Raw genomic sequence first — 24,387 nt, forward strand, 5'->3', positions numbered from 1 at the left:
CGCGCCGGATGATTTGTTCCATGCATCAGAGTCCGTTCCATTGGTGGTCTCCGTCCGGCATAGTGCCGCCTAACCAATCATTCAAGCCGACGCCTACGGCGCGGCTTAACTAAGGCGTTAGGCAGTGACATACCTCGCAGCTCTAGCATTGATCATCGCGACACTCAGCTTGGTCGTGTCTGTACGGACCGCGATTCTTAACTACAAGCTTCGTGCCAGTGAGATTCGTAAGGACATGAGCGATCGGGTAGCTGCTAGCCTGGATCGCGCAGATCGCGCCAAACTTCTTCTTGAGTACGTTAATGCCGTGAGCTCGGACGCGCCAAGCGCGACTCGCCATGATCTGCCATCTCTCGTTGAGACGGAAACTTCGCTCAAAGCATTTGCGTCCAGCCATGCCAAGCGGCGCGACAGCGAAGTAATTGGCATGCGTACCGCCGACCTTGAGAGCCTTCGTGCAATTCAGGCTCCTTTGGTGCTAATTGAGCGACGGCTGGATGTTCTAAGAGTTATGGTTAGACACGGCGATGCCAAGGGCACCGCCTAACAATTCATTCAAGCCGACGCCTTCGGCGCGGCTTAACTTAGGCGTTAGGCCTCCAGAAGCAGAACTATGCGCCCATTGATCTACGTCCAGGTCTATCGAGGTCACTTCATTGCCAAGCGGATCGGCAACGGCAAGACGGTGCGCAAAGAATGCGTCGGGCTTGAGCATCCGAGAACGCTAATGGGTGATATCACCAAGGTTGAAGAAAGCTTTTCGGCAGCACTCAAAGAGCTCGTCCCAACGATACGACTTCTCAAGCCTAAAGGGCTCGTTCACCTGTTGCCTGTCTACGAGGGCGGCTATACCAACGTCGAGCTGAGGGCGTTCAAGGAAGCTGGTGAGTTGGCGGGGATTAACTTCGCATTCCTCTCTACGCTGGATCGTCCTCACACCGACGCAGAAATTCTGCAGGTTCTTCGTTGAGTGCCTGGAGGCCTAACCAGTCGTTCAAGCCGACCGCCGGGTGCGGGTCAGTCGTAAACCATGCTTCCGCGGCCGGCGGCGGCTTAACTAAGGCGTTAGCAGTGATAGTGAAGTTTCTTCGGAACAAACAGAAGCGCAATCGGCTCATGATTGGTGCCGCTGCTTTTGCTGCCATTCTGTTACTGATTGGTCTATGGGAGCCCCCGCTTCCGCCACACCTCCAAGGCACGATGAAGGTCTCAGGGAGAGTGATTGAGTGCGATTTTCAGCGCCTAGGCGGCTTCCGCGGAAGCTCGAAGTTCTTTGTTGGACTTCGCCTAGACTCTCCAGGAACGCCCTACTTCCGTGCCAATCCAAAGCACAAAGAACGCGATTTTTATGAGTCGCTTTGCTCGAAGAGGAATCCGGTGACAATCGAATACCGGGCAAAGAATCGAATAATTGGTCCCGTGCGGTTCTGGGTAGAATCGGTTCACTCTCTGCCGGCTGCTAACCAATCATTCAAGCCGGCGCCTTCAGCGCGGCTAAACTAGGGCGTTAGGCGCGATGGAAACACCACCGTTTGTTGGCAACGGAAAGGCACTCGTCAATGCCATGGGTTATTGGCCGTCCTTTCACGATGCCAATGTTCTTGAGGCCGAGCGAAATACGGATTCCTTTTCCGTGACGATCCATTTGTTCGCGATGACCGACGAAGTTGATTCGGCCGGGTATTTCGTTCTGGAGAAGCATCACCGCATCAAGATCCTGATGCACGGCGTGCAAAGCAGCTCCCTTCCCGCAACTTACGCGGGCGACTGTCTGGACAGCCTCACTTTTGTCCAAGCGGGAGAGTATCTGGAGGTAGAATTTGCGTCCCACATGGGCCAAGACGGCACCATCGTTTGCCGCAGCGTGGAGATTGCCGGTATCGTTCCTTGCGACTCCAAAGGCGCGGCGCTCGCGCCCAACTAATCATTCAAGCCGACGCCTTCGGCGCGGCCTAACCAAGGCGTCAAGCCTCGGAGGGACTTCATGGGGCCGAGAGAAATTCTTGCGGTCGCTGCATTGCTGGGCACGCTCGTGGTTTTGGCAGGCTGCTGGCAGCTCATGCGTTCGCTCCGTACGCGGCCTAGCCGACTTCTGTTCGCGTCTCTCATTTGCTTTGTCGTGTGGGTTTTTGTAGCCGACACGATAACCTCCGCAATCATCTTCTACACCGACGAATCAAAGCCGGCAGCGTGGGCAAACTGGGCGGCCGTTTCTATCGAATTTTTTGTTCCCGCCTTCCTCATTCTGTTTGGTTCGGCCTGTTTCTGGCTGGTCGCGCGGTCGCTTCCGCGGCCAAACTAATCATTCAAGCCGACGCCTCCGGCGCGGCTCAACCAAGGCGTCCGGTCTCATGCGACACATCACGGCGGCCCTTGTTCTCTTTTCGATGCCGGCGGCCGCCTCCGATATCCGCGCCTCGGAACTCAGCCTCGGCGGCGTAGCCTCGGGAGTCACCGAGGCGAGCGTGCTTGAGCTGCTCGGCGAGCCCGTCGAACGCATTGAGACCGGCGAAGGAACGGAGCTTCGGTACCCCGGCCTGGCAGTTACGGTCGGCTGGCTCGATCAGGCGGCGCCAGGCGTCGAGCGTCGCGTTTTCGCGCTACGTGCTGACGGCAACTCGGCGTGCACGCCATCAGGTCTCTGCCCCGGCATGGATGAGGCGCGCACCACCGAGCTTTACGGTGCCACCGAGGCGCTGGTCACGGACACCGCAACTTTGTTCGAGTACCAGCCAGAGGCGATTCACTGCTGGCTGCAAGTCGAGGTCCAAGGCGGCACAATCGTCTCGTTGGCCGTGGCTTGCCAGTCATGACGCCCAACTGATCGTTCGCGCCGGCGCAGCAGCGATTGCCAGGCGCAAGCCAGCCCAGGAAACCCGAATGGATGTCGCCGCGGTCAAAGAACATTGCAGCCGGCTCCCGGGAGCTTCATCGAAGCTGTACGGCCCGCCGAGCAACATTCTTGTCTACTACGCCGGCGGCAGGAAGTTCGCCTACTTCAAGACCAGCGAGCCGGAGCAATGGCGCTTCAGCGTCCGCGCCACCCCGGAACGGTTCCTGGAGCTGACCGACGTGCCGGGCATCAAGCCCGCCCGGTACATGGCGAGGTTCCACTGGGTCACCATCGTGGACGTGCGCACCGTGCCTGAGGACTATCTTCTGGAACTGCTCGAGTGGTCGTATGCCCGGGCGACCACCCGCACCAGGAAGGCGGCCCGCCGCCATGGGTGAGCGGCCTGTTTGTTCACCCAAGCCGAAACCCCTTTGGAGTGCGTTTTGCCCAAGGCACCAGGCCTCATGAACAACCCGACCATGAATCGTGCGCTAACCGCCGAAGAGCGCGAACTTGCGCACTACATGCTCACGCACGGGGCGCCAAACGCGGCGTCTTTTCTGGGCCAGCTCGAGCGCGCGGAAGTAACGCCAACCCGCTGCCCATGCGGGTGCGCAAGCATCGACTTCCAGATTCAGGGGATGCCCGAGGCACCTCCGGGCGTGAATATCCTGGCCGAGTTTCTGTGGGGTCCGGAGGACGCTCCGCTGGGCGTCTTCATCTTCGAATCCGGACAGATTCTCAGCGGGATAGAGGTGCACGGCCTGGGGGCAGACGCCCCAAGGTCGCTGCCCTCACCGCGCGACTTGCGACCATTCGAGTAGACCGGGCCTGGCGTTGGAGCGTAATGGCGACACTGCGAGCCGCCTTGCCGCTTGCAAGCGCGCACGACCGGCGACAGGATTGCCCCGGTCCGTTCGCTGTGCCGGCCGTGAGGCGCTGCCTCGGATCACTCGCCTGAAACGGAGAAGCGACATGGCCACGCCCGCGAAGAACACCATCTGCCTCTGGTACGACAGCGGCGCCGAGACCGCCGCCCGGTTCTACGCCGACACCTTCCCCGATTCCTCGGTGGGCGCGGTGTTCCGCGCGCCCAGCGACTTTCCGTCCGGCAAGAAGGGCGACGTGCTGACGGTCGAGTTCACGGTGCTGGGCATTCCCTGCATCGGGCTCAACGGCGGTCCCGCCTTCCGGCAGAGCGAGGCGTTTTCGTTCCAGGTGGCGACGGTGGACCAGGCCGAGACCGACCGCTACTGGAACGCGATCGTCGGCAACGGCGGGCAGGAAAGCGCCTGCGGCTGGTGCAAGGACCGCTGGGGCGTGTCGTGGCAGATCACACCGGTGGTGCTGACCCGGGCCATCGCCAGCCCCGACCCGGCGGTCGCCAAGCGCGCCTTCGATGCGATGATGCAGATGTCGAAGATCGACGTCGCCGCCATCGAAGCCGCGGTCCGCGGCTGACGCCCACCCGCACGGCCCGCCATGAACCTGTTCTCCCGGCTGTTCCGCACGCGCCGCGATGCGCCGCCTTCCGCCCATGTCGCCCTCCATACCGGCCGGGTTTTCACCCAGGTCGGTCCGCCGGCCATCCTGCACGGGCTGTTTTCGACCATCGCCCACAACCTCGAGCCGGCGGGCTGGGGGTCGCGCTTCCCGCGGGCCATGAACGGTCTTTACGCGGGGCGGCTCGAGGCCGAGCACGCGGCCGAGGCGCTGGCCGAACTGCGCGTCATCGACCGCGAGCTTTCGGCACTGCCGGTGGCGCGCGTGGTCTGGGACATCGACCGCCCGACTGCGCCACCGAGTCCGCACTACACGCTGGGCGCGGCGGCCACGACTGCCGCGGATTTTTTCGTCACCGTCACCGGGCGCCACCTGCTCCGCGACGCGTTGATCGACAGCGTGGAAAGCGCGGTCGAGTTCGGCGACGCGGTGGCGATCGTGCCCTTTGATGGCTCCCTGCCGCGATGATCGACCGCGAAGCCCTGCGCCGCGACGGCTACGCCCTGCTCCGCCAGGCCATCCCGGCCGATTGGCTGGACGGGCTGCGCGCGACCTTCGATGCGGGCGTGGTTCCTTCGGACCGGTGGCCGGTGCCGCGCGGCCCCGGCTGGCGGCATTCGCTGCTGGACCTGGACGCGACCGTGCAGGCAGTCTGCCGTCTGCCGCCGCTGCTGGCCGCGGCCGGCACGCTGATAGGCGAACGTTTTTTCCTGTCGCAGGTGGAAGGGCGCGAGCCGCTGAAGGACGGCGGCCACCAGACCCTGCACCGCGACCAGTCGGCGCAGCGCGCCGGCGACACGGTCAACGCCCTCGCCTTCTTCGACGACTTCGGCCCCGGCAACGGTGCGACGCGCCTGGTGCCGGGCAGCCACCGCCGCGGCGAACCCTTCGACGACGGCGACGAGTCCCGGACCGTGCAGCTCAGCGGCTCGGCCGGCGACATCCTGGTGTTCGACGCGGACCTGGTGCACGCGGGCAGCGTGAACCCCAGCGGCGCGCGCCGGCGCTCCGTGCTGATCGGGTATTTTGCCGAGCCGCTGTACGCCGCCCATCTGCGCACGGCGACGCTGCGCAGCGTGCGCATGGACACCCGCGAGCGGTTCGAGCCGCCGGCGGCTGAAACCGCAGCATCCGCACATCCGGCGCAAAACGGCGGCTGAACCGCAACCGCGACGCCGGGCTTTGCTTACCTCCGCCGCGCGCGGACGGTGCTTAAATCCGGACGAGCCGCGGTACCGCGCGGCATCCACCGGAGGCCCCATGTCGCCGCTCCTGCTGATCCCGCTCCAGCTAGCCCTCGCCACCGGCTCGGCGCACGATTCGGCCCCGGACCATCCCCACGACCCACACCCCGGCCACGCCGTGATCGACCGCGCCAGCCAGCTGGTGCCCTGGTGCAGGGCGGAGGCCGAGCGCCGGTTTGTGGCCAAGGGCCTGACGCCCTACCAGTGGTCCGCGTCCTACCATGACCGCGGCAGGATGCTGAACGTCACCGGCCGTCTGCGGGTTGAAGGCCGCGACGTGGAGGTGAACTGCAGTGTGGTCCGCGGCGCACGCGAGTACGACGCCAGCATCCAGATCGATGACGACCGGCTCTGACGCGCAGCGTGCCCGAAGGACCCCGACCTACCGCCCACGCCGGCCGAGACGCCGGAGCACCTGACGATCGCACTCGACCATGGCACCCCTTCGCCTGCGCCCCGCCACGCCCGACGACCTGCCCCTGCTCACCCGCTGGGACGATGAGCCGCACGTGCTCGAATCCGACCCCAACGACGACTGGGGCTGGGCGACCGAGCTGGCGCGCGACCCGGACTGGCGCGAGCAGCTGATCGCCGAAGTCGACGGCGTTCCGATCGGCTTCATCCAGATCATCGACCCGGCCCGCGAGGACAGCCATTACTGGGGCGAGGTGGCGCCCGACCTGCGCGCCATCGACATCTGGATCGGCGAAGCGGACTACCTGGGCCGCGGCCACGGCACGGTGATGATGCGGCAGGCGCTGGCGCGCTGCTTCGCCGACCCGGCGGTGACGGCGGTGCTGATCGATCCGCTGGCCTCGAACACCCGCGCGCATGTGTTCTACGAACGCCTGGGCTTCCGCTTCGTCGAGCGCCGGCGGTTCGGGCTGGACGATTGTTTCGTCTACCGGCTCGAACGCTCGGACTGGGCCGATCAGCTCAACGCCGGCCAGGACGAGGCGTCCAGCGTTTCCCGGTAGGCGTGCCAGGTGGCGTAGGCCAGCCAGGGCATCACGACCACCAGGCCCAGGTAGGCGGTGAGGAAACCCAGCGCCGTCAGTGCGGCGATCAGCGCCGCCCACCACAGCAGCACGCCCTTGTTACGCAGAACGGCGTTCACGCTCGACACGCCGGCGGTGACCATGTCCACGTCGCGGTCGGCGATCATCGGCAGCGAGAACGCGGCGATGGCGAAGGTCAGCGCCGCGAACACCGAACCGGCGGCCGATCCGATCAGCAGGAACTCGACCAGGGCCACGGTGCTGCCGTCTTCCACCGGCACGAAGGCATTGACCATCATGCCGGCGCGCACCCACAGCATCAGGATCACCAACTGGGCCAGCGCGAACACGCCGGCCTGGCCCAGCACGCGCCGCGCCAGCACGAAGCTGTGCCGCAGCGACGGTGAACGCCCGGCCTCCAGTTCACGGCTGACGCAGTACAGCCCGACCGCGATCAGCGGCGCCACGAACACGAAGCCCGACAGCAGCAGGGCCAGCAGCGCGAACCGCCCCAGGCCCCAGGCCAGCGCCGACACGCCCAGGCTGACGAGCAGGATCACCCCACCAAACAGCAGGCTCAGCGCCGGCGCGCGCCGAAAGTCGCGCCAGCCCAGCCGCAGCCAGCGCAGCGGCGCCGACCAGGCCAGAGTGGCGCAAGGCAGCACGAAGGGGCGGGTGGCGGACGCTTTCGGTTCCGGCGGCGCTTCGCTCATGCCCTGCCCTCGGTGGTCGCGGCCATGCTAACAAGAGCCGTGGCAGCCGCCAGCACCGGGCAGGCGCCTGGCCCAACCCGGATGTTCGCCACCCGTCCCGGCCGGCGCTAGGATGCGGCAAACCCCGGAGGAGCCGCGCATGATCCGTCGCCTGTCGATCCTGCTGTCCTGCCTGCTGATGGCCGCCTGCGCCAGCACGCCGCCCACTCCGCCTGCGCCGCCCGTGGACGTGGCGGCGCTGACCCGGGACGTCACCGCGGCCGAGACCGCCTTCGCCCAGACGATGGCCGACCGCGACTTCGCGGCTTTCGGCGCGTTGATCGCCGAGGACGCGATCTTCGTCAATGGCCGTAATCCGCTGCGCGGCAAGGCGGCGATCCTGGCGGACTGGAAACGCTTCTTCGATGGTCCCGCGCCCTTTTCGTGGAAACCCGAAACCGTGGTGGTGCTCGACGACGGTTCGCTGGCCCAGACCAAGGGCCCGGTGTTCGACCCGGCCGGGAAGCCCATCCTGGAATTCCGCTCCACCTGGCGCCGCGAGCCCGACGGCCGCTGGCTGATCATCTTCGACGACGGCGCCTGCCGCTGCGCCGACAAATCCGCAGCCGACTGAGGGCATCGCCATGGCCGAAGCCAAGACCCAACCCACCGACGAAGATCCGGCCGGCTTCCTCGACCGCATCGAAGACCCGCAGCGCCGCGCCGACAGCCACGCGGTGCTGGCGATGATGCGCCAGGCCAGCGGCGCGCCGGCGGTGATGTGGGGGCCGGCGATCGTCGGCTTCGGGCGCTACCGCCTCACCTATGCCAATGGCCGCACCGGCGACTGGCCGATCATCGGCTTCTCACCGCGCAAGAACGACCTGACGCTATATCTCTCGTCCGACTACGAAGGCCATGCCGGGCTGATGGCGCGGCTGGGCAAGCACAAGGCCAGCAAGGCCTGCCTGTATCTCAAGCGGCTGGCGGACGTGGACCTGACCGTGCTCGAGACCCTGATCCGCCGGAGCGTGGAGACGATGGCGCCGCGGCGCGTGGACCGCTGAGCGCGCGGCGCCGGGCGCGGGCCCGCATGGACCGGGTGCCGCGCCGGCGTTAGAGTTTCCGCCGTCGGCCTTTGGCCCCAGGAAGCGGTGACAGGCCATGGCGGTCGAAAGCGATACCCAGCTGTTGAACGTGGTCGTGCTGCTGGGCGCGGCCGTGGTGGCCGTGCCGCTGTTCAAGCGCCTGGGCCTGGGCTCGGTGCTGGGTTACCTGGCCGCGGGCCTGGCGATCGGACCCTACGGCCTGGGGCTGTTCGCCAATCCGCAGACCATCCTGCACACCGCCGAACTGGGCGTGGTGATGTATTTGTTCGTGATCGGGCTGGAGATGCGCCCGACCCATCTGTGGGACCTGCGCGGCGAAATCTTCGGGCTCGGCTCGCTGCAGATCGGGCTGTGCGGGCTGGCGCTGACCGGCGTCGGCCTGGCCTACGGTTTCCCGCTGGGGGTGTCCTTCATCAGTGCGATGGGCTTCGTGCTCACCTCCACCGCCATCGTGATGCAGCTGCTGGGCGAGCGCGGCGACGTCAACCTGCCGCGCGGGCAGAAGATCGTCTCGGTGCTGCTGTTCGAGGACATGCTGATCGTGCCGCTGCTGGCCATCGTCGCCTTCATGTCGCCGGCCGGCGCCGAGCCGGTGCCGGTAAGCCAGCGACTGCAGTCGGTGGGCATCGGCCTGGGTTCGCTGGCGCTGCTGGTGATGGCCGGCATCTGGCTGCTCAATCCGATGTTCCGGATCCTGGCCAAGGCGCGCGCGCGCGAGGTGATGACCGCCGCGGCCCTGCTGGTGGTGCTGGGCGCCGCGCTGCTGATGCAGCTGGGCGGGCTGAGCATGGCGATGGGCGCCTTCCTGGCCGGCGTGCTGCTGTCGGAGTCGAGCTTCCGGCACCAGCTCGAGGCCGATGTCGAACCCTTCCGCGGCATTCTGCTGGGCCTGTTTTTCCTGGCCGTGGGCATGTCGCTGGACCTGGCCGTAGTCTGGGGCAGCTGGCCGCTGATCGTCAGCGGCGTGCTGGCGATGATGGTGGTCAAGGCGCTGTGCATCTACCTCGTCGCGCGCATGATGAAGAGCGCGCACGCCGAGGCGATCGACCGCGCGGTGCTGATGGCCCAGGGCGGCGAGTTCGCCTTCGTGCTGTTCGCGGCGGCGGCTGCCGCCGGCGTGATCGACGCGCGGGTCAACGCCAACATGACCGCCATCGTGGTGCTGTCGATGGCGCTGACGCCGATCTTCGTGATCCTGCTGCGCCGGCTGGCGCCCAAGGCCGCGCAGTCGATGGAGGGCGTGGAGGAAGCGCGCGACCTCAAGGGCAACGTGCTGCTGATCGGCTTCGGGCGCTTCGGCCAGGTGGTGAGCCAGCCGCTGCTGGCGCGCGGCTTCGACGTGACCATCATCGAGACCAATGCCGAGGACATCCGCAACGCCGCCGATTTCGGCTTCAAGGTGCACTACGGCGACGGCACCCGCATGGACGTGCTGCACGCCGCCGGCGGCGCCACCGCCTGCGCCATCCTGGTCTGCGTGGACAGCCGCGCGGCGGCCAACCGCATCGTCGAGCTGGCCAAGGACGCGTTCCCGCAGGCCTCGCTGCTGGTGCGCGCCTTCGACCGCGAGCACGCCTTCGAACTGGCCAAGGCGAACGTGGATTTCCACATCCGCGAGGTCTTCGAATCGGCGGTCGCGTTCGGCGCGGCGGCCCTGCGCGAACTCGAGGTGCCGGCCGAGGAGGCCGAGGAGATCATCGCCGACGTGCGCCGCCGCGACGCCGAGCGGTTCGCGCTGGAGCTGGCGGGTGGCCTGTTCGCCGGCCGCGCGCTGATCTACGGCAATGCCGTGCCGCGCGGGCTGGCGCCGGCCAAACCCGTGGCCGAGCCGGCGACGGCGCTGGACGTCACCGCTGACCCGCCGCGCGACTGAGCGCGGCGCCGGAGTTCAGACCTCGCGCTCCAGCCCGGGGCGCGCCAGCACCACCTCGTTGCCGAACTTCGCGCGCATCGCGCCGGCCAGGGCCTCGCGGGCGTCGTCCTCGCCGTGCACCAGCACCACCGGCGGCCGGTTCTCGACCTGGCCATACCAGGCCAGCAGGCCGGGCTGGTCGGTGTGCGCCGACAGGCCGCCGACGGTATGCCGCTGCGCCTTGACGTGGATCTCCTCGCCGAAAATGCGGACCTCGCGGGCGCCGTCCACCAGCCGCCGGCCCAGCGTGCCCTGCGCCTGGTAGCCGACGAACATCACGTGCGCGTTCTTGCGGCCCAGGTTCTGCCGCAGGTGGTGGCGGATGCGGCCGCCGTTGCACATGCCCGAACCGGCGATGATGATCGCGCCGCCGGTGTGCGCGTTGATCCCGCGCGACTGCTCCGCTTCTACGGTGAACTTCAGGTTCGGCAACCGGAACGGATGCGGGCGGCCGCGCCAGGCCTTCTGCGCGGCCTGGTCGAACAACGACTCGTGGCGGTCGTAGACGTCGAGCACCTTGGCCGCCATCGGGCTGTCGAGGAAGATCTTCCAGCGCGCCATCTTCCACTCGTCCCAGTAGCGCGCGAACCAGTACAGCAGCTCCTGGCTGCGGCCGACCGAAAAGGCCGGGATCAGCACATTGCCGCCGGTCTGCCAGGCGGTGTCCAGCACCTCGCGGATCTCGTCCAAGGTGGCGGCGCGTTCGCGGTGGCTGCGGCCGCCGTACGTCGACTCCATCAGCAGCAGGTCGGCGCGCGACACCGGCGCCGGGTCGCGAAGGATCGGCGTGCCCTTGGGGCCGAGGTCGCCGGAGAACACCAGCACCTTCTCGCCGCCGGCTTCGCGCGCGCGCAGCTCGACGCTGGCCGAGCCCAGGATGTGGCCGGCGTCGCGCAGGGTGACGGTGAGGCCGGGCAGGATTTCCTGCGGCGAGTCGTAGGCCATCGGGCGCACCTGCCGCAGCACGTGGCCGACATCGGCGCGGGTGAACAAGGGCACGTGCTGGGCGTGGCCGTTGCGGCGGTGCTTGTTGTCCTGCTCGGCGTCCATCTCGGCCAGCGAGGCGGCGTCCTCGAGCATGATGCGCAGCAGGTCGGCGGTGGCCAGCTGGGTCCAGATCGGGCCGCGGAAACCGCGTTTGACCAGCAGCGGCAGCCGCCCGCAGTGGTCGATGTGGGCATGGCTGAGCACGACCGCGTCGATGCTCTCGACGTCGAAGGGAAAAGGTTCGAAGTTGCGGCGCTCGTCCTCGTCGCTGCCCTGGATCATGCCGCAGTCGAGCAGCAGGCGATGCCCGGCGGCCTCGACTTCGTGGCAGGAGCCGGTGACTTCGCCGGCGGCGCCGTGGAAACGTACGCGCATGGGTCACTCCGCTGCGGACCGGCCGCCAATGTAGCGCAGAAACGACGACGGCCGGGCGAGCCCGGCCGTCGTGGTCAAGCGGCGGCGCGGTTTATTTCGCGGCGCCCATTTCCTTGAGCAGGTGCGGGGCCGGATAGACCTTGTCCATCACCCAGACCATGTAGCGGTGGTCCACGGCGATCATCCGGGTCATCACCGGATCGAACACCCAGTTCGAGCTCACGCTCTCCCAGTTGCCGTCGAAGGCCAGGCCGACCAGCTCGCCCTTGCCATTGAGCACCGGCGAACCGGAGTTGCCGCCGGTGATGTCCAGGTCGGAGAGGAAGTTCACCGGCACGGCGGCCTTCTGCTCCGGGCTCATGGCGCGGATCGCGTCCAGCTGTGCCTTGGGCGCATCGAAGGGCTCGGTGCCGGTGGCCTTGGCGGCAACGCCGTCGAGCGAAGTGAACGGCGTGTAGGCGACGCCGTCCTTGGGCGTGTAGCCCATCACGTTGCCGTAGGTGATGCGCAGGCTCAGGTTGGCGTCGGGATACACGCCCTGCCCCTGGCTGCGCTTGTACTGCTGCACGGCGGCCAGGTAGACCGGACGGTGCAGGCTGTTGTCGCCGGCGCGGGCCTTGGCCACGTCCTCGAGCTGGATCAGGGTCGGCGTCAGCGCGACGGCGAGCTTGAGCAGCGGGTCGGCGTGGGCCTCGATGGCGGCGCGGTCGGCCTTCATCAGGGCCAGGCGCGCGTCGGTGCCGGCCAGCGTGGTGCCGGCATAGGTCGCATCGAGCGCGCGGGTGATCGCCGCGGCGTCGTTGCCGCCCAGCCAGGTGTCCAGCGCAGCGATGCGCTGCGTTGCCGGCAGCTTCACGTATTCGCCCAGCCAGTAGGCCAGCAGCTGCTTCTCCATTGCCGGGGTGTAGCGCTTCTCGAGCTGGCGCACGCCGCCCTCGAACGCCGGCAGGTCGCGCTGCTGGTAACCCGGGGCACGCTCGGCGTCGGGCTTGGCCGATTCGATCGCCAGGCGGTGCAGCTGGCGCAGGTTGCCCAGCAGGCCGGTGCCGGCGATCTGGCTGATCACCAGGTCGCGTTCGCGGGTGGCGCGGGCGTCGGCGGCCAGGGCCACCAGGCGCTCGTGCGCGGCCAGCGCGGCGCGGCCGTCGCGGCCCTGCGACTTCAGCCAGGCCAGCACGGCCTGCTCCTCGGCCTGCTTGCGGCCGGCGGCGTCGATGCGGCGGAAGCCCTCGAGCTGGCCGTCCCAGTTCTTCATCGCGTTCTGCCAGCTGCGCACGGTGGCGGCGTACTTCACCGCCAGGTCGGCGTCCTTGGCGCCCGCGGCCTCGACCAGGGCGACGATGTTCTTCAGGTGCTGGCCGACCACCGGGTACTGCCAGCTGGCGACGTTCTGGAATTCGTCGTACAGGGCATAGCGGTTGGTCGTGCCCGGGTAGCCGGCCACCATGACAAAATCGCCCGCATCGAGCGACTCGGTGGCCAGGCGCAGATGGTGCTTGGGCTTGAACGGCACGTTGTCCGGCGAGAACGCCGCCGGCTTGCCGTCCTTGCCGACATAGGCGCGGTAGAAGCTGAAGTCGCCGGTGTGGCGCGGCCACATCCAGTTGTCGACTTCGCCGCCGTAGTTGCCGATCGAACCCGGGGGCGCGTAGACCAGGCGCACGTCCTTGATCTCGATCTGGCGGAACAGGCGGTAGGTCTGGCCGCCGAAGAAGCTGTACAGGGTGCAGCGGAAGCCGGCTTCGGCCTCGCACTCGGCGATCAGCGCCTTCTGCGCCTTCTCGATCGCCTGCTGGCGCGGCAGGCCGGACAGCGTGCCGGCGGCGGCGCCGATCTGGTCGGTGACGTCGGTGATCTGGTCCATCACGAACACGCGGGCGGTCGGACCGGCCGAGACTTCGTCGGCGCGCGTGGCGGCATTGAAGCCGTCGGTCATCAGGTTGCGTTCGGCAGTGGAATTGAGCTGGATGGCGCCGTAGGCGCAGTGGTGGTTGGTGACCACCAGGCCGTCAGGCGACACGAAGGACGCGGTGCAGCCACCGAGCGCGACCACGGCGCCCATCGGGTTGCCGGTCAGGTCGGCCAGCTGCTTCGGGTCGAGTTCCAGCCCGGCTTGGGCCAGGGGGCCGGCGATCTCCGGCAGCTGCTGCGGCACCCACATGCCTTCCTTGGCCTGCGCGGCCAGGGACAGCGACAGGGCGGCGGCGAGAACGGCAAGACGCATACGCAATTCCTCTCGGTCGGGAAGGCCAAGAGGGTACCAGCGCGGAGGCCGTGGAAACGCCCGTAAACCGTTAGACTTTCGGCAGGGGACAAAGGGGAATGGACTATGCGTAGCGCGATTGTCGGCCTGCTCGCGGCCGTGGCCTGGATGGCGCCGGCTGCGGTGCGGGCGCAGGCACCGGACGATGCCTTGGCGGCGGCCTGGCTGGTGCTCTGCCCCGGCGCCACGCCGGGTTCGGACCTGGCGACCCGCTGCGCCGAAATCTCCGCCGGCGGGCCCGGCAGCCGCGACGGCGCCGCCGCCGGCAACTTCCTGGGTGAGATTCCCGGCCAGGGCCGCGCCGCCACCCGCGACGGCTCGCCCGACGAAGCCGAGCTGCGCAGCGAGCTGGGCGCCGGATGGTCGGTCTTCCTCAGCGCCGATGCCGGGCGCCTCAAGCGCCGCGACGGCACCAACGAGGCGCCCTTCGACGGCGACACCGGCGCGCTCGGCGCCGGCGTGGACTGGGCGCCGCGCGCCGACTGGCGCCTGGGCCTGCTGCTGAGCCATTCCCGCGAGGACCTGGACTTCCTGGCCTCGCAGGGCCGCAGCGAGGCGCGCTACACCGGCGCCCTGGCCATCGCCGCCTGGAACGCCAGCGACCGGCTGGCCCTGGACGCTTACGCCGGGCGTCTCGATGGCGACTACGAGCTGCGCCGGGCCATCGACTACACCCTGCTCAGCGGCGTCAGCGTGAACGCGGTGGCGCGCGCGGCGCCGGAGTCCGAGCGCACGCTGGCCGGCCTGGGCCTGACCTGGTCGCTGCCGCGCGGCGCCTGGGAATGGCAGTTCGGCGCCGGCCTGGACTGGCAGCGCACCAAAATCGACGCCTATGCCGAGTCCGGCGGCGCCGGCCTGGCCCTGTTCGTGCCGGGCCGGGCCATCACCAGCCGCCGCGGCCGGGTCGACGCGACCCTGGCGCGCACCTACTCCACTGGCTGGGGCGTCTGGCAGCCGCTGCTGCGCCTGGGCTGGCGGCACGAGTTCGCCAACCCGGCCCGGCCGCTGACGGTGCGTTTCCTGGGCGATCCCGCCGCGACCCCGGTGGTCTTCGAGACCGACGATGCCGACGCCAACTGGGGCGAAGCCGGCCTGGGCGCGGTGTTCGTGTTCACCGGCGGACACTCTGCCTTCGTGGAGTACCGGCAGCGCTTCGGCCACGACTTCCTGCAGGAACGCATCCTGGCGATCGGCTGGCGGTTCGAGCTGCCCTGAGCGGCTTGCCGAACGGTTCACCGTCGGCGGGTATAATTCCGGCCCTCACGGCCCGACGGGCCTTGCCGGATGCAGGACGATGGCACAGCAGATGATGAAGGCGCTGGTGAAGCGCCACGCGGAAAAGGGCATCTGGATGGAACAGGTGCCGGTGCCCTCGCCCGGCCCGAACGAGGTGCTGATCAAGCTCGAGAAGACCGCGATCTGCGGCACCGACCTGCACATCTACAAGTGGGACGAGTGGAGCCAGCGTACGATCAAGCCGGGCCTGGTGATCGGGCATGAGTTCGTGGGCAAGGTGGTGGAACTGGGCCCCGGCGTGACGGGATACCAGATCGGCGACCGCGTCTCGGCCGAAGGCCATCTCGTCTGCGGCCACTGCCGCAATTGCCGCGCCGGCCGCCAGCACCTGTGCCCGAACACCGTTGGCATCGGTGTCACCCGCCACGGCGCCTTCGCCGAATACATCGTGATGCCGGCCAGCAACCTGTGGCCGATCCCGGACTCGATCCCGTCCGAGCTGGCCGCGTTCTTCGACCCCTACGGCAACGCCGCGCACTGCGCGCTGGAGTTCGACGTGGTCGGCGAGGACGTGCTGATCACCGGCGCCGGCCCGATCGGCATCATCGCCGCCGGCATCTGCAAGCACATCGGCGCGCGCAACGTGGTCGTGACCGACGTCAACGACTACCGGCTCAAGCTCGCCGCCGACATGGGCGCCACCCGCGTGGTCAACGTCTCCAAGCAGTCGCTCAAGGACGTGATGAAGGATCTCCACATGGAGGGCTTCGACGTGGCGCTGGAGATGAGCGGCAACCCGCATGCCTTCAACGACATGCTCGACTGCATGTACCACGGCGGCAAGATCGCCCTGCTCGGCATCCTGCCCAACGGCGCCGGCATCAACTGGGACAAGGTGATCTTCAAGGGCCTGGTGCTGCACGGCATCTACGGCCGCAAGATGTACGAGACCTGGTACAAGATGACCCAGCTGGTGCAGTCGGGATTCCCGCTGCAGAAGGTGCTGACCCACCAGGTGCACATCGACGACTTCCAGAAGGGTTTCGACCTGATGGACAGCGGCCAGTGCGGCAAGGTCGTCTGCAGCTGGTCCTGAACCGGAACCGGCGGGCAAAAAAAAACGGGGCGCCCTGCGGCGCCCCGTTCTTTTATGCCTTGGCGCCGGATCAGCCGCCGATGGACAGGGTCAGCATGAAGCGGTTGTCGGCGGTCTCGCCGAAGTTGAACTCACCGTCGGCATCGGTGCCGTAGAAGCCGAGCGCGGCGTTGACCGGTCCGAAGTCGCGGTTCACCGAGATCGAGTAGTCGTTGTAGTCCTCGATGCCGGTGGCTTCGTCGAACTGGCTCTGGCCGAAGCCGATGTCCAGGCCGACGCCCGCGCCGATGTCCCAGCTGCCGGCGATGCCGTAGTAGTAGCCGTTTTCGTCCAGGCCGTAGACGTCGTTGGTGTAGCCGACGGTGAAGGTGAACATTTCGTTCCAGGCGATCGCGCCGATCAGCTCGTTGTAGTCGCCGTCGCCGAAGTCGTCGTCTTCGCCGATGTAGTTGTAGCGGTTGAGCATCAGGTCCAGGTTCCAGGTCTCGCTCAGGTCCCAGTTCCAGCCGATGTAGGTGTCGATTTCGATGTCCGGGCTGCCGTCGCCGAAGTCGACGTTCGAGCCCCAGACGCCGGCGTAGAAGCCATTGTCGAAGTTCAGGTCGGCGCCCAGCTGCAGCGACGCTTCCTCGTCGGTCTGCGAAACGCCGCGGAAGACGTAGTCGCTGGAAATGGCGGCGTTCCAGCTGAAGATGGACTCTTCCTCCTCGGCGGCGACTTCGGCGGTGGCCGCGTCTTCCTGGGCGAAGGACGTCAGCGGCAGCGCGAACAGCGCGGCGGCCAGCGCGAGCGAAAGCTTGTTGTTCATCGGGATGGTCCTCGTCGTTGGGGCAATCGTTTACGGGCGTTGTGGTTATGGGTATCGCGGGCGAGACCGTCGGGCAAACCCGAACGGGTGTTGAAAATAATGATCGAAGTGTCCGCCGGCGAGCATCTTAAGGCATGCGGCGGTGCAGCAATGGTCCTCCCCGGCCCCGTGGGCCCCATGGCCGGCCTGAGCGTGGCCTGAGCCACCGTGCCGGCTCCCCTGCCTGGCCGGTCACGGAGCCGGGATAATGGCCGGACCTTTCCCCGCCCCGAGCGCCCGACCCATGCCCAGCCCCGCCCTCGCCCGCTACGCCGCCGAACTCGATGCGATCCGCGAACAGGGCCTGTTCAAGGCCGAACGCATCATCACCGGGCCGCAGTCGGCGCAGATCGAGCTGGCCGACGGCCGCACGGTGCTGAACTTCTGCGCCAACAACTACCTGGGCCTGGCCGACCACCCCGAGGTGATCCAGGCCGCCAAGGACGCGCTCGACAGCCACGGCTTCGGCATGGCCTCGGTGCGCTTCATCTGCGGCACGCAGGACCTGCACAAGCAGCTCGAAGCCCGGATCGCGGAGTTCTTCGGCACCGAGGACACCATCCTCTATGCCGCCTGCTTCGATGCTAACGGCGGACTGTTCGAGCCTTTGCTCGGTGAAGAGGACGCCATCATCTCGGACTCGCTCAACCACGCCTCGATCATCGACGGCGTGCGCCTGTGCAAGGCCAAGCGCTACCGCTACGCCAACAGCGACATGGCCGACCTCGAGAAGCAGCTGCAGCAGGCCCAGGCCGACGGCGCCCGCACGATCATGATCACGTCCGACGGCGTGTTCTCGATGGACGGCTTCATCGCCCCGCTCGACGAGCTGACCGCACTGGCGGCGAAGTACGGCGCGCTTGTGCACATCGACGAATGCCACGCCACCGGCTTCCTCGGCGCCACCGGCCGCGGCAGCGCCGAGGTGCGCGGCGTGATGGACAAGATCGACATCTTCACCGGCACGCTGGGCAAGGCGCTCGGCGGCGCGCTGGGCGGCTTCACCACGGGCCGGCGCGAAGTGATCGAACTGCTGCGCCAGCGTTCGCGTCCCTACCTGTTCTCGAACTCGCTGCCGCCGCACGTGGTGGCAGCGGGCATCAAGGTGTTCGACATGCTGGCCGCCGCCGGCGACCTGCGCGAGCGCCTGGCGGAGAACACCCGCTACTTCCGCGAAAAGATGACCGCCGCCGGCTTCGACCTCAAGCCGGGCGTGCACCCGATCTGCCCGGTGATGCTGTACGACGCGCCGCTGGCACAGAAGTTCGCTTCGCGGTTGCTGGAGGAAGGCATCTACGCGATCGGCTTCTTCTTCCCGGTCGTGCCCAAGGGCCAGGCGCGCATCCGCACCCAGATGTCGGCGGCGCATACCCGCGAACACCTGGACCGCGCCATCGCCGCCTTCACCAAGGTGGGCCGCGAGCTGGGCGTGATCGCCGCCTGATGGGCGGTTCGAAGCTCCTGCGCCGCGGGCCCGTGCTGGCCGGCCTGGGCCTGCTCGGGCTGGTGCTGCTGCTGCGCTTCGGCAATACGGTGGCGATCGCGCTGGAAAACCCGCAGCCCAGCCGCAGCGTCGGCACGCCGGCGCGAGGCGAACTGCACGACGGCAAGCGGCTGCCGAGCCGCGGCGAGAACTTCCGCGCGTATTCCGACCTGGGCGCCCTGCTCGGTCGAAATGCCGTGCACCACAAGGTCCGGGATACGGTGCTGGATGCCTACGCGCAGCTCGCCCGTGAGCGTGCCGACGTCACCTACGTCTACGGCGAAACCGGCTGGCCCGAGGGCGGAAGCTTCGAACCGCACCGTACGCACCAGAACGGCATGGCGGTGGACTTCTTCGTGCCCGTGCGCGACCGGGACGGCCGCCCGCATCCGGTGCCCACCCACGCCTTCAACCGCTTCGGCTACGACCTGGAATTCAACGCGCGCGGCCGCATGGCCGGCTACCGCATCGACTTCCCGGCGATGGCGGCACATCTGCGCGCGCTGCGCGAGGCCAGCCGGCGGCATGGCCTGGACATCGAGGTGGTGATCTTCGACCCGCGGCTGCAGCCGGAACTGTTCGCCAGCCCTGGGGGCGGCGCACTGCGCGAGGGCATGAATTTCTCGCGCCGCGACGCCTGGGTGCGGCACGACGAGCACTACCACGTGGTCTTCGTCGAGCGCGGCTGAACGCGGCGATCAGCCCGCGGCGCGGCCCAGTGCGGCGACTTCCGCCGCGTCCAGCCGCCGCCACTGGCCCTTGCCGAGCTCTCCCAGCGCCAGCGGACCGATCGCCACCCGCACCAGCCGCAGCACCTCCAGACCATGCGCGGACAGCAGGCGGCGGATCTGCCGGTTGCGGCCCTCGTCGAGCACGATCTCCAGCCAGGCGTTGCGCGTGCCGCTGCGCAGCAGGGTGGCGGAACGCGCGGACAGCCGTTCGCCCTCGTCGACGATGCCGGCCTCCAGGCGCGCGAGCAGGTCGGCATCGGGAAGCGCATCCACCTGCACGTGATAGGTTTTCGGCGGGCCGGTGTCCGGGTCGGTGATGCCGGCGGCCCAGGCCGGGTCGTTGCTCATCAGCAGCAGGCCTTCGCTGGCCTGGTCCAGGCGGCCCACGGGCGCCAGCCAGGGCAGGCCCGCCCCCTCGAGGCAGGCATAGACCGTGGCACGGCCCCGCTCGTCGCTGGCCGTGGTGACCAGGCCGCGCGGCTTGTTGAGCGCCAGGTAGACGCGTTCGGCTGCGCCGAGTTCGCGCCCGTCCACCGCCAGCCGGTCGTGGTCCTGGCGCACCGGATGTTCGGGGTCGCGCACGACCCGGCCGTTGACCGCGACGCGGCCTTCACGCACCCAGGCCGCCGCCTGCGTGCGCGAGCAGAGGCCGAGTTTGGACAACACCCGCGCGACGCCATGGCGGGGCGCGCCGGCCGGCGGCGGGGGCGAACGTCTTTGCATGGCCGAAGCATGGCGCATGCGCGGCGCGGACCGCTACTGCGCTGCGGTCGCCCGGCGGGAAGCCGGCACGGTTCACTGCCCCGTCACCGCGGGAAATCGACCATGCGCGCATGTCCGAATCCACCCCCGATTCCCTTCCCCTGCCCGCCTGGCGCCGGGTGCTGCGCGCGGCCCTGCTCTGGTTCGACACCGGCGCCGACGCTGTGGACGGCGACCCCGACCGCATCGACTGGCTGCGCGTCGCGCCCTTCATCGCCCTGCACCTGGCCTGCCTGGCGGTGTTCTGGGTCGGCTTTTCCTGGTTTGCGTTCTGGACCGCGGTGGCGCTGTATGCGGCGCGCATGTTCGCCATCACCGGGTTCTACCACCGCTACTTCTCCCACAAGGCCTTCAAGGCCTCGCGGCCGGTGCAGTTCGCGTTCGCGGTGCTGGGCGCGGCGTCGGTACAGCGCGGGCCGCTTTGGTGGGCCGCGCACCACCGGCACCACCACCGCCATGCCGACACCGAACACGACATCCATTCGCCGCGGCACGGCTTCTTCCGCAGCCACATGGGCTGGTTCCTGACCCGACGCGCCTTCGCCACCGACCTCGATGCCGTCAAGGACCTGGCGAAGTTCCCCGAGCTGCGCCTGCTCGACCGCTTCGACGTGTTGGTGCCGGTGCTGCTGGCAGCAGGCCTCTATGCCCTGGGCGCGTGGCTTGAAAGCGCCTATCCGGGGCTCGGCACCAGCGGGCCGCAGCTGCTGGTCTGGGGCTTTTTCGTCTCGACGGTCGTGCTCTTCCATGTCACGGTGACCATCAACTCGCTGGCCCACCGCTGGGGCAGCCGGCGCTTCGCCACCCGCGACGACAGCCGCAACAATCCGCTGCTGGCGCTGCTGACCTTCGGCGAGGGCTGGCACAACAACCACCACCACTTCCCCGGTTCGGCGCGCCAGGGATTCGCCTGGTGGGAGCTGGACCTGACCTACCTGGGTCTGCGCGCGATGGCGGCGCTGGGCCTGGTGCACGATCTCAAGCCGGTGCCACCGGCGCTGCGCAAGGCGCGCCCGGAGCCGGCATGAAGATCGCGGTGGTGGGCAGCGGCATCGCCGGCCTGGGCGCGGCGTGGCGTCTGTCGAAACAGCACGAGGTGGTGCTGTTCGAACGCGAGGACCGGCTGGGCGGGCACACGCATACCCACGCGGTGCGCCAGGCCGGGCGCGACTATGCGGTGGACAGCGGTTTCATCGTCTTCAACCGCGACAACTACCCGCTGCTGACGCGGATGTTCGAGCAACTCGGGGTCGCGTCGCAGCCGACCACGATGAGCTTCTCGGTGCAGGACGCCCGCAACGGGCTGGAGTACAACGCCACCGACCTGGACGGGCTGTTCTGCCAGCGCAGCAACCTCGTGTCGCCGCGATTCTGGCGCATGGTCCGCGACATCGTGCGCTTCTACCGCGAGGCGCCGGCGCTGCTGGCCGAAGCCGGCGACGGTCCGTCGCTGGGCGACTACCTGCAGGCCAACCGCTACTCGCCGATGTTCATCGACGACCACCTGGTGCCGATGGCGTCGGCCCTGTGGTCGTCGCCCGCCGAGGGCATCATGGGTTTCCCGGCGAAGTACCTCGTGCGCTTCATGGACAACCACCACATGCTTCAGCTGCAGGACCGCCCGCCCTGGCGCGTGGTGACCGGGGGCTCGTCGAGCTATATCGCGGCGCTGCAGCGCGACTGGTCGGTGCAGCTGCGCCTGGCGTCGCCGGTGCGGCGCGTGCGGCGCGATGCCGACGGCGCCTGGGTGACCAGCGACGCCGGCGAGGAGCGCTTCGACCAGGTGGTGCTGGCCTGCCACAGCGACCAGGCCCTGGACATGCTGGCCGACGCCAGCGCCGCCGAACGCGAGGTGCTGGGCGCCATTCCCTACCAGGCCAATGAAACCGTGCTGCACACCGACGCGCGCCTGCTGCCGACCCGCCGCAAGGCCTGGGCGGCCTGGAGCGCCTACGTGCCCGCCGAACCCGGCGCGCCGTGCACGGTAAGCTACTGCATGAACCTGCTGCAGTCGCTGCAATCGCCCGAGCCCTTCGTGGTGACGCTCAACCGCAGCCAGGACATCGACCCGGCCAAGGTGATCGCGCGGATGCGCTACCACCACCCGGTGTACACCCACGCCAGCGTCGCCGCCCAGGCGCGCCGCGGCGAGATCAGCGGCGTCAACCGCACCTGGTACGCCGGCGCCTATTGGGGTTTCGGCTTCCACGAAGACGGGCTGCGCAGCGGCGTCGAGGTCGCGCGGGCGCTGGGGGCGTCATGGCCCTGAAATCCGCGATCTACGAGGGCTGGGTGCGGCACCGCCGGCAAGCGCCGACGGCGCATGGCTTCCGCTACCGGATCTTCCAGCTCTATCTCGACCTGTCCGAACTCGACCAGGTGTTCGCGGGGCGCTGGCTGTGGTCGGTCGACAGGCCCAACCTGGCGCAGTTCCGTCGCCGCGACTACTACGGCGACCCGGCGCTGCCGCTGGACACCGCGGTGCGCGACCGCGTCGAGGCCGAGCTCGGACGCCGGCCGGACGGGCCGATCCGCCTGCTCACGCACGGCCGCTATTTCGGCAAGACCATGAACCCGGTGAGCTTCTACTACGGTTTCCGCGCCGACGGCGAAACCCTGGACTGGATCCTGGCCGAAATCACCAACACGCCCTGGAACGAGCGGCACGCCTACCTGCTGGCCGCCGACCAGGCGCAGGCGCGGGGCGACAGCCTGCAATGGGGCTTCGACAAGGCCTTCCACGTCTCGCCCTTCATGGCGATGCAGCGCCGCTACCGCTGGTCGTTCCAGCCGCCGGGGGATTCACTGCGCGTGCACATGGACGTGTTCGACGGCGAGGCACGCGAATTCGACGCCACCCTGGTGCTGGAACGCCGGCCGCTGGACGCGCACACGCTGGCTTCATGCCTGGCGCGGTATCCCTTGCTCACCGTCAAGGTCGCGGCGGCCATCTACTGGCAGGCAGCGCGGCTCTGGCTCAAACGCATTCCCTTCCACCCGCACCCCGATCACCACGCACGGAGTTCCCGATGAGCAGCCCCGCCGACGTCCTGGCCAACCCCGCGCAGGAAGCCGCCCGCTACGGGGCCCTGGACCGCCTGCTGCGCCAGCGCCTGCTCCAGACGCTCGACGGCCTGCGCGGCGGCCGGGTGACGGTGCGCGACGGGCTGGGCGAAACGACGCTGGGCGAGGACGAGGGGGAGATCGCGCTGCGCGTGCACCTGGACGTGGCCGACCCCGGCTTCTACCGCGCCATCGCCGCCAACGGCTCGGTCGGCGCCGGCGAGGCCTACATGGACGGGCTGTGGCGCTGCGACGACCTGGTCGGCCTGGTCCGCCTGCTGGTGCGCAATCGCGACCGGCTCGACGCGATGGAAACCGGCCTGGCGCGCCTGGGCGGCTGGGCGATGCGGCTGCTGCACGCGGTCAAGCGCAACACCCGCCGCGGCAGCCGCCGCAACATCGCCGCGCACTACGACCTGGGCAACGACTTCTTCAAGCTGTTCCTGGATGAGGAGCTGATGTACTCGTCGGCGGTGTTCGCCGAGGCCGACGAATCGCTGGAAACCGCGCAGAAGCGCAAGCTCGAGCGCATCTGCCGCAAGCTCGACCTGCGTCCCGGCGACCACCTGGTCGAGATCGGCACCGGCTGGGGCGGCATGGCCATTTATGCCGCACGCCACTACGGCTGCCGCGTCACCACCACCACGATCTCGAGAGAACAGCACGCGCTGGCCACCGCGCGCGTGGCCGAGGCAGGGCTGTCCGACCGGGTGACCGTGCTGCTGCAGGACTACCGCGATCTGTCCGGCCAATATGACAAGCTGGTGTCGATCGAGATGATCGAGGCCATCGGCCATCAGTACCTCGACACCTACGTGGCCAAGTGCGCGAGCCTGCTCAAGCCCGAGGGCCTGGCGCTGATCCAGGCGATCACGATCGAGGACCATCGCTATGCCCAGGCGCTGCGCTCGGTGGACTTCATCAAGCGGCACATCTTCCCCGGCAGCTTCATTCCCTGCGTCAGCGTGATCGTGTCGGCCGGCGCGCGCGCCAGCGACCTGCGCCTGGTCAACCTCGAGGACATCGGGCCCAGCTACGCGCTGACGCTGCGGCACTGGCGCCAGCGCTTCCTCGCGCACCTGGACACGGTGCGCACCCAAGGCTACGACGAGCGCTTCATCCGGATGTGGGAGTTCTACCTCTGCTACTGCGAAGGCGGCTTCATCGAACGCTCGATCGGCGATGTGCACCTGCTGTTCGCGCGCCCCGGCAACCGCCGCGACCAGTACCTGCCCGCGCCCGAGGCGGTCTGA

Annotated in this window: 26 protein-coding genes; 21 read left to right on the forward strand and 5 right to left on the reverse strand. The window is 68.3% G+C overall.

The features are described 5' to 3' along the window. The first annotated feature begins 613 nt into the window (after positions 1-613). The 10 genes from E1B00_RS08635 (at position 614) to E1B00_RS08680 (ending at position 6,557) form a co-directional block, all read left to right on the forward strand. Positions 614-970: a hypothetical protein gene (locus E1B00_RS08635; RefSeq protein ID WP_139447820.1), complete on the forward strand. Its 357-nt coding sequence runs from the start codon at positions 614-616 to the stop codon at positions 968-970. Positions 971-1,516: 546 nt separating this feature from the next. Further along, entirely contained in the window at positions 1,517-1,924 is a 408-nt protein-coding gene (locus E1B00_RS08640) for an Imm50 family immunity protein (RefSeq protein ID WP_139447822.1), read from the forward strand. A 427-nt stretch (positions 1,925-2,351) separates the two neighbouring features. Then, complete coding sequence (locus E1B00_RS08645) at positions 2,352-2,813, forward strand: hypothetical protein (RefSeq protein WP_139447824.1); 462 nt, start codon at positions 2,352-2,354, stop codon at positions 2,811-2,813. A 67-nt stretch (positions 2,814-2,880) separates the two neighbouring features. Next, the gene (locus tag E1B00_RS08650; protein ID WP_139447826.1) at positions 2,881-3,231 is read left to right on the forward strand and encodes an MmcQ/YjbR family DNA-binding protein; all 351 of its coding nucleotides are present in this window, start codon (positions 2,881-2,883) and stop codon (positions 3,229-3,231) included. A 66-nt stretch (positions 3,232-3,297) separates the two neighbouring features. Then, positions 3,298-3,657: a hypothetical protein gene (locus E1B00_RS08655; protein ID WP_139447828.1), complete on the forward strand. Its 360-nt coding sequence runs from the start codon at positions 3,298-3,300 to the stop codon at positions 3,655-3,657. A 151-nt stretch (positions 3,658-3,808) separates the two neighbouring features. Continuing rightward, positions 3,809-4,294, forward strand: coding sequence for a VOC family protein (locus tag E1B00_RS08660; protein ID WP_139447830.1), 486 nt, complete (start codon positions 3,809-3,811; stop codon positions 4,292-4,294). 21 nt (positions 4,295-4,315) lie between these two features. Continuing rightward, complete coding sequence (locus E1B00_RS08665) at positions 4,316-4,804, forward strand: Imm70 family immunity protein (RefSeq protein WP_139447832.1); 489 nt, start codon at positions 4,316-4,318, stop codon at positions 4,802-4,804. Then, entirely contained in the window at positions 4,801-5,496 is a 696-nt protein-coding gene (locus E1B00_RS08670) for a phytanoyl-CoA dioxygenase family protein (RefSeq protein WP_139447834.1), read from the forward strand. The genes E1B00_RS08665 and E1B00_RS08670 overlap by 4 nt, the downstream gene beginning before the upstream one ends. A gap of 100 nt (positions 5,497-5,596) precedes the next feature. Beyond that, positions 5,597-5,935: a hypothetical protein gene (locus tag E1B00_RS15610; RefSeq protein WP_176693182.1), complete on the forward strand. Its 339-nt coding sequence runs from the start codon at positions 5,597-5,599 to the stop codon at positions 5,933-5,935. 79 nt (positions 5,936-6,014) lie between these two features. Then, positions 6,015-6,557, forward strand: a complete 543-nt coding sequence (locus E1B00_RS08680; protein ID WP_139447836.1) for a GNAT family N-acetyltransferase — start codon at positions 6,015-6,017, stop codon at positions 6,555-6,557. Here E1B00_RS08680 and E1B00_RS08685 read toward each other — a convergent pair. Next, the gene (locus E1B00_RS08685) at positions 6,512-7,291 is read right to left on the reverse strand and encodes a DUF2189 domain-containing protein (protein WP_139447838.1); all 780 of its coding nucleotides are present in this window, start codon (positions 7,289-7,291) and stop codon (positions 6,512-6,514) included. The two genes, E1B00_RS08680 and E1B00_RS08685, sit on opposite strands and share 46 nt — an antisense overlap. 139 nt (positions 7,292-7,430) lie before the next feature. On the opposite strand from E1B00_RS08685, the gene E1B00_RS08690 reads away from it, so the two are divergent. From E1B00_RS08690 to E1B00_RS08700, 3 genes are all read left to right on the forward strand, one after another. Next, the gene (locus tag E1B00_RS08690) at positions 7,431-7,904 is read left to right on the forward strand and encodes a YybH family protein (RefSeq protein WP_139447840.1); all 474 of its coding nucleotides are present in this window, start codon (positions 7,431-7,433) and stop codon (positions 7,902-7,904) included. Positions 7,905-7,914: 10 nt separating this feature from the next. Continuing rightward, positions 7,915-8,337, forward strand: coding sequence for a DUF1801 domain-containing protein (locus E1B00_RS08695; RefSeq protein WP_139447842.1), 423 nt, complete (start codon positions 7,915-7,917; stop codon positions 8,335-8,337). Between the two features lie 97 nt (positions 8,338-8,434). Next, positions 8,435-10,252: a monovalent cation:proton antiporter-2 (CPA2) family protein gene (locus E1B00_RS08700; RefSeq protein WP_139447844.1), complete on the forward strand. Its 1,818-nt coding sequence runs from the start codon at positions 8,435-8,437 to the stop codon at positions 10,250-10,252. Between the two features lie 15 nt (positions 10,253-10,267). Here E1B00_RS08700 and E1B00_RS08705 read toward each other — a convergent pair whose 3' ends face one another. Both E1B00_RS08705 and E1B00_RS08710 read right to left on the reverse strand, forming a co-directional pair. Continuing rightward, entirely contained in the window at positions 10,268-11,653 is a 1,386-nt protein-coding gene (locus tag E1B00_RS08705) for an MBL fold metallo-hydrolase RNA specificity domain-containing protein (RefSeq protein WP_139447846.1), read from the reverse strand. A gap of 91 nt (positions 11,654-11,744) precedes the next feature. Continuing rightward, positions 11,745-13,877 (reverse strand): S46 family peptidase, encoded by a 2,133-nt coding sequence (locus E1B00_RS08710; protein WP_139447848.1) that lies wholly within the window; start codon positions 13,875-13,877, stop codon positions 11,745-11,747. Positions 13,878-13,982: 105 nt separating this feature from the next. Between E1B00_RS08710 and E1B00_RS08715 the strand changes: the two genes are divergently transcribed. Then, entirely contained in the window at positions 13,983-15,131 is a 1,149-nt protein-coding gene (locus tag E1B00_RS08715) for an autotransporter outer membrane beta-barrel domain-containing protein (protein WP_139447850.1), read from the forward strand. A 79-nt stretch (positions 15,132-15,210) separates the two neighbouring features. Then, positions 15,211-16,248 (forward strand): L-threonine 3-dehydrogenase, encoded by a 1,038-nt coding sequence (gene tdh / locus E1B00_RS08720; RefSeq protein WP_176693183.1) that lies wholly within the window; start codon positions 15,211-15,213, stop codon positions 16,246-16,248. A 70-nt stretch (positions 16,249-16,318) separates the two neighbouring features. On the opposite strand, the gene E1B00_RS08725 is transcribed toward tdh, so the two are convergent. Beyond that, complete coding sequence (locus E1B00_RS08725; protein WP_139447852.1) at positions 16,319-17,056, reverse strand: TorF family putative porin; 738 nt, start codon at positions 17,054-17,056, stop codon at positions 16,319-16,321. Positions 17,057-17,339: 283 nt separating this feature from the next. Here E1B00_RS08725 and kbl point away from each other — a divergent pair, with 283 nt between their 5' ends. Both kbl and E1B00_RS08735 read left to right on the forward strand, forming a co-directional pair. Beyond that, complete coding sequence (gene kbl, locus E1B00_RS08730; protein WP_139447854.1) at positions 17,340-18,539, forward strand: glycine C-acetyltransferase; 1,200 nt, start codon at positions 17,340-17,342, stop codon at positions 18,537-18,539. Next, complete coding sequence (locus E1B00_RS08735) at positions 18,539-19,267, forward strand: penicillin-insensitive murein endopeptidase (RefSeq protein ID WP_139447856.1); 729 nt, start codon at positions 18,539-18,541, stop codon at positions 19,265-19,267. The genes kbl and E1B00_RS08735 overlap by 1 nt, the downstream gene beginning before the upstream one ends. 9 nt (positions 19,268-19,276) lie before the next feature. On the opposite strand, the gene E1B00_RS08740 is transcribed toward E1B00_RS08735, so the two are convergent. After that, a complete protein-coding gene (locus E1B00_RS08740) occupies positions 19,277-20,050 on the reverse strand; it encodes a pseudouridine synthase (protein ID WP_176693184.1) in 774 nt (257 codons plus the stop codon). Between the two features lie 92 nt (positions 20,051-20,142). Between E1B00_RS08740 and E1B00_RS08745 the strand changes: the two genes are divergently transcribed. Genes E1B00_RS08745 through E1B00_RS08760 form a run of 4 tightly spaced genes read left to right on the forward strand, consistent with a single transcriptional unit; the run spans position 20,143 to position 24,387 of the window. Beyond that, entirely contained in the window at positions 20,143-21,099 is a 957-nt protein-coding gene (locus E1B00_RS08745) for an acyl-CoA desaturase (RefSeq protein ID WP_139447860.1), read from the forward strand. Continuing rightward, positions 21,096-22,340 (forward strand): NAD(P)/FAD-dependent oxidoreductase, encoded by a 1,245-nt coding sequence (locus E1B00_RS08750; RefSeq protein WP_139447862.1) that lies wholly within the window; start codon positions 21,096-21,098, stop codon positions 22,338-22,340. Before E1B00_RS08745 ends, E1B00_RS08750 begins: the two co-directional genes overlap by 4 nt. After that, complete coding sequence (locus tag E1B00_RS08755) at positions 22,331-23,104, forward strand: DUF1365 domain-containing protein (RefSeq protein WP_139447864.1); 774 nt, start codon at positions 22,331-22,333, stop codon at positions 23,102-23,104. The genes E1B00_RS08750 and E1B00_RS08755 overlap by 10 nt, the downstream gene beginning before the upstream one ends. Further along, on the forward strand, positions 23,101-24,387 hold the full coding sequence (locus tag E1B00_RS08760) for an SAM-dependent methyltransferase (protein WP_139447866.1): 1,287 nt from the start codon (positions 23,101-23,103) through the stop codon (positions 24,385-24,387). Before E1B00_RS08755 ends, E1B00_RS08760 begins: the two co-directional genes overlap by 4 nt.

The sequence above is a fragment of the Arenimonas terrae genome, assembly GCF_006265115.1.
In the GTDB taxonomy this organism is placed as follows: domain Bacteria; phylum Pseudomonadota; class Gammaproteobacteria; order Xanthomonadales; family Xanthomonadaceae; genus Arenimonas; species Arenimonas terrae.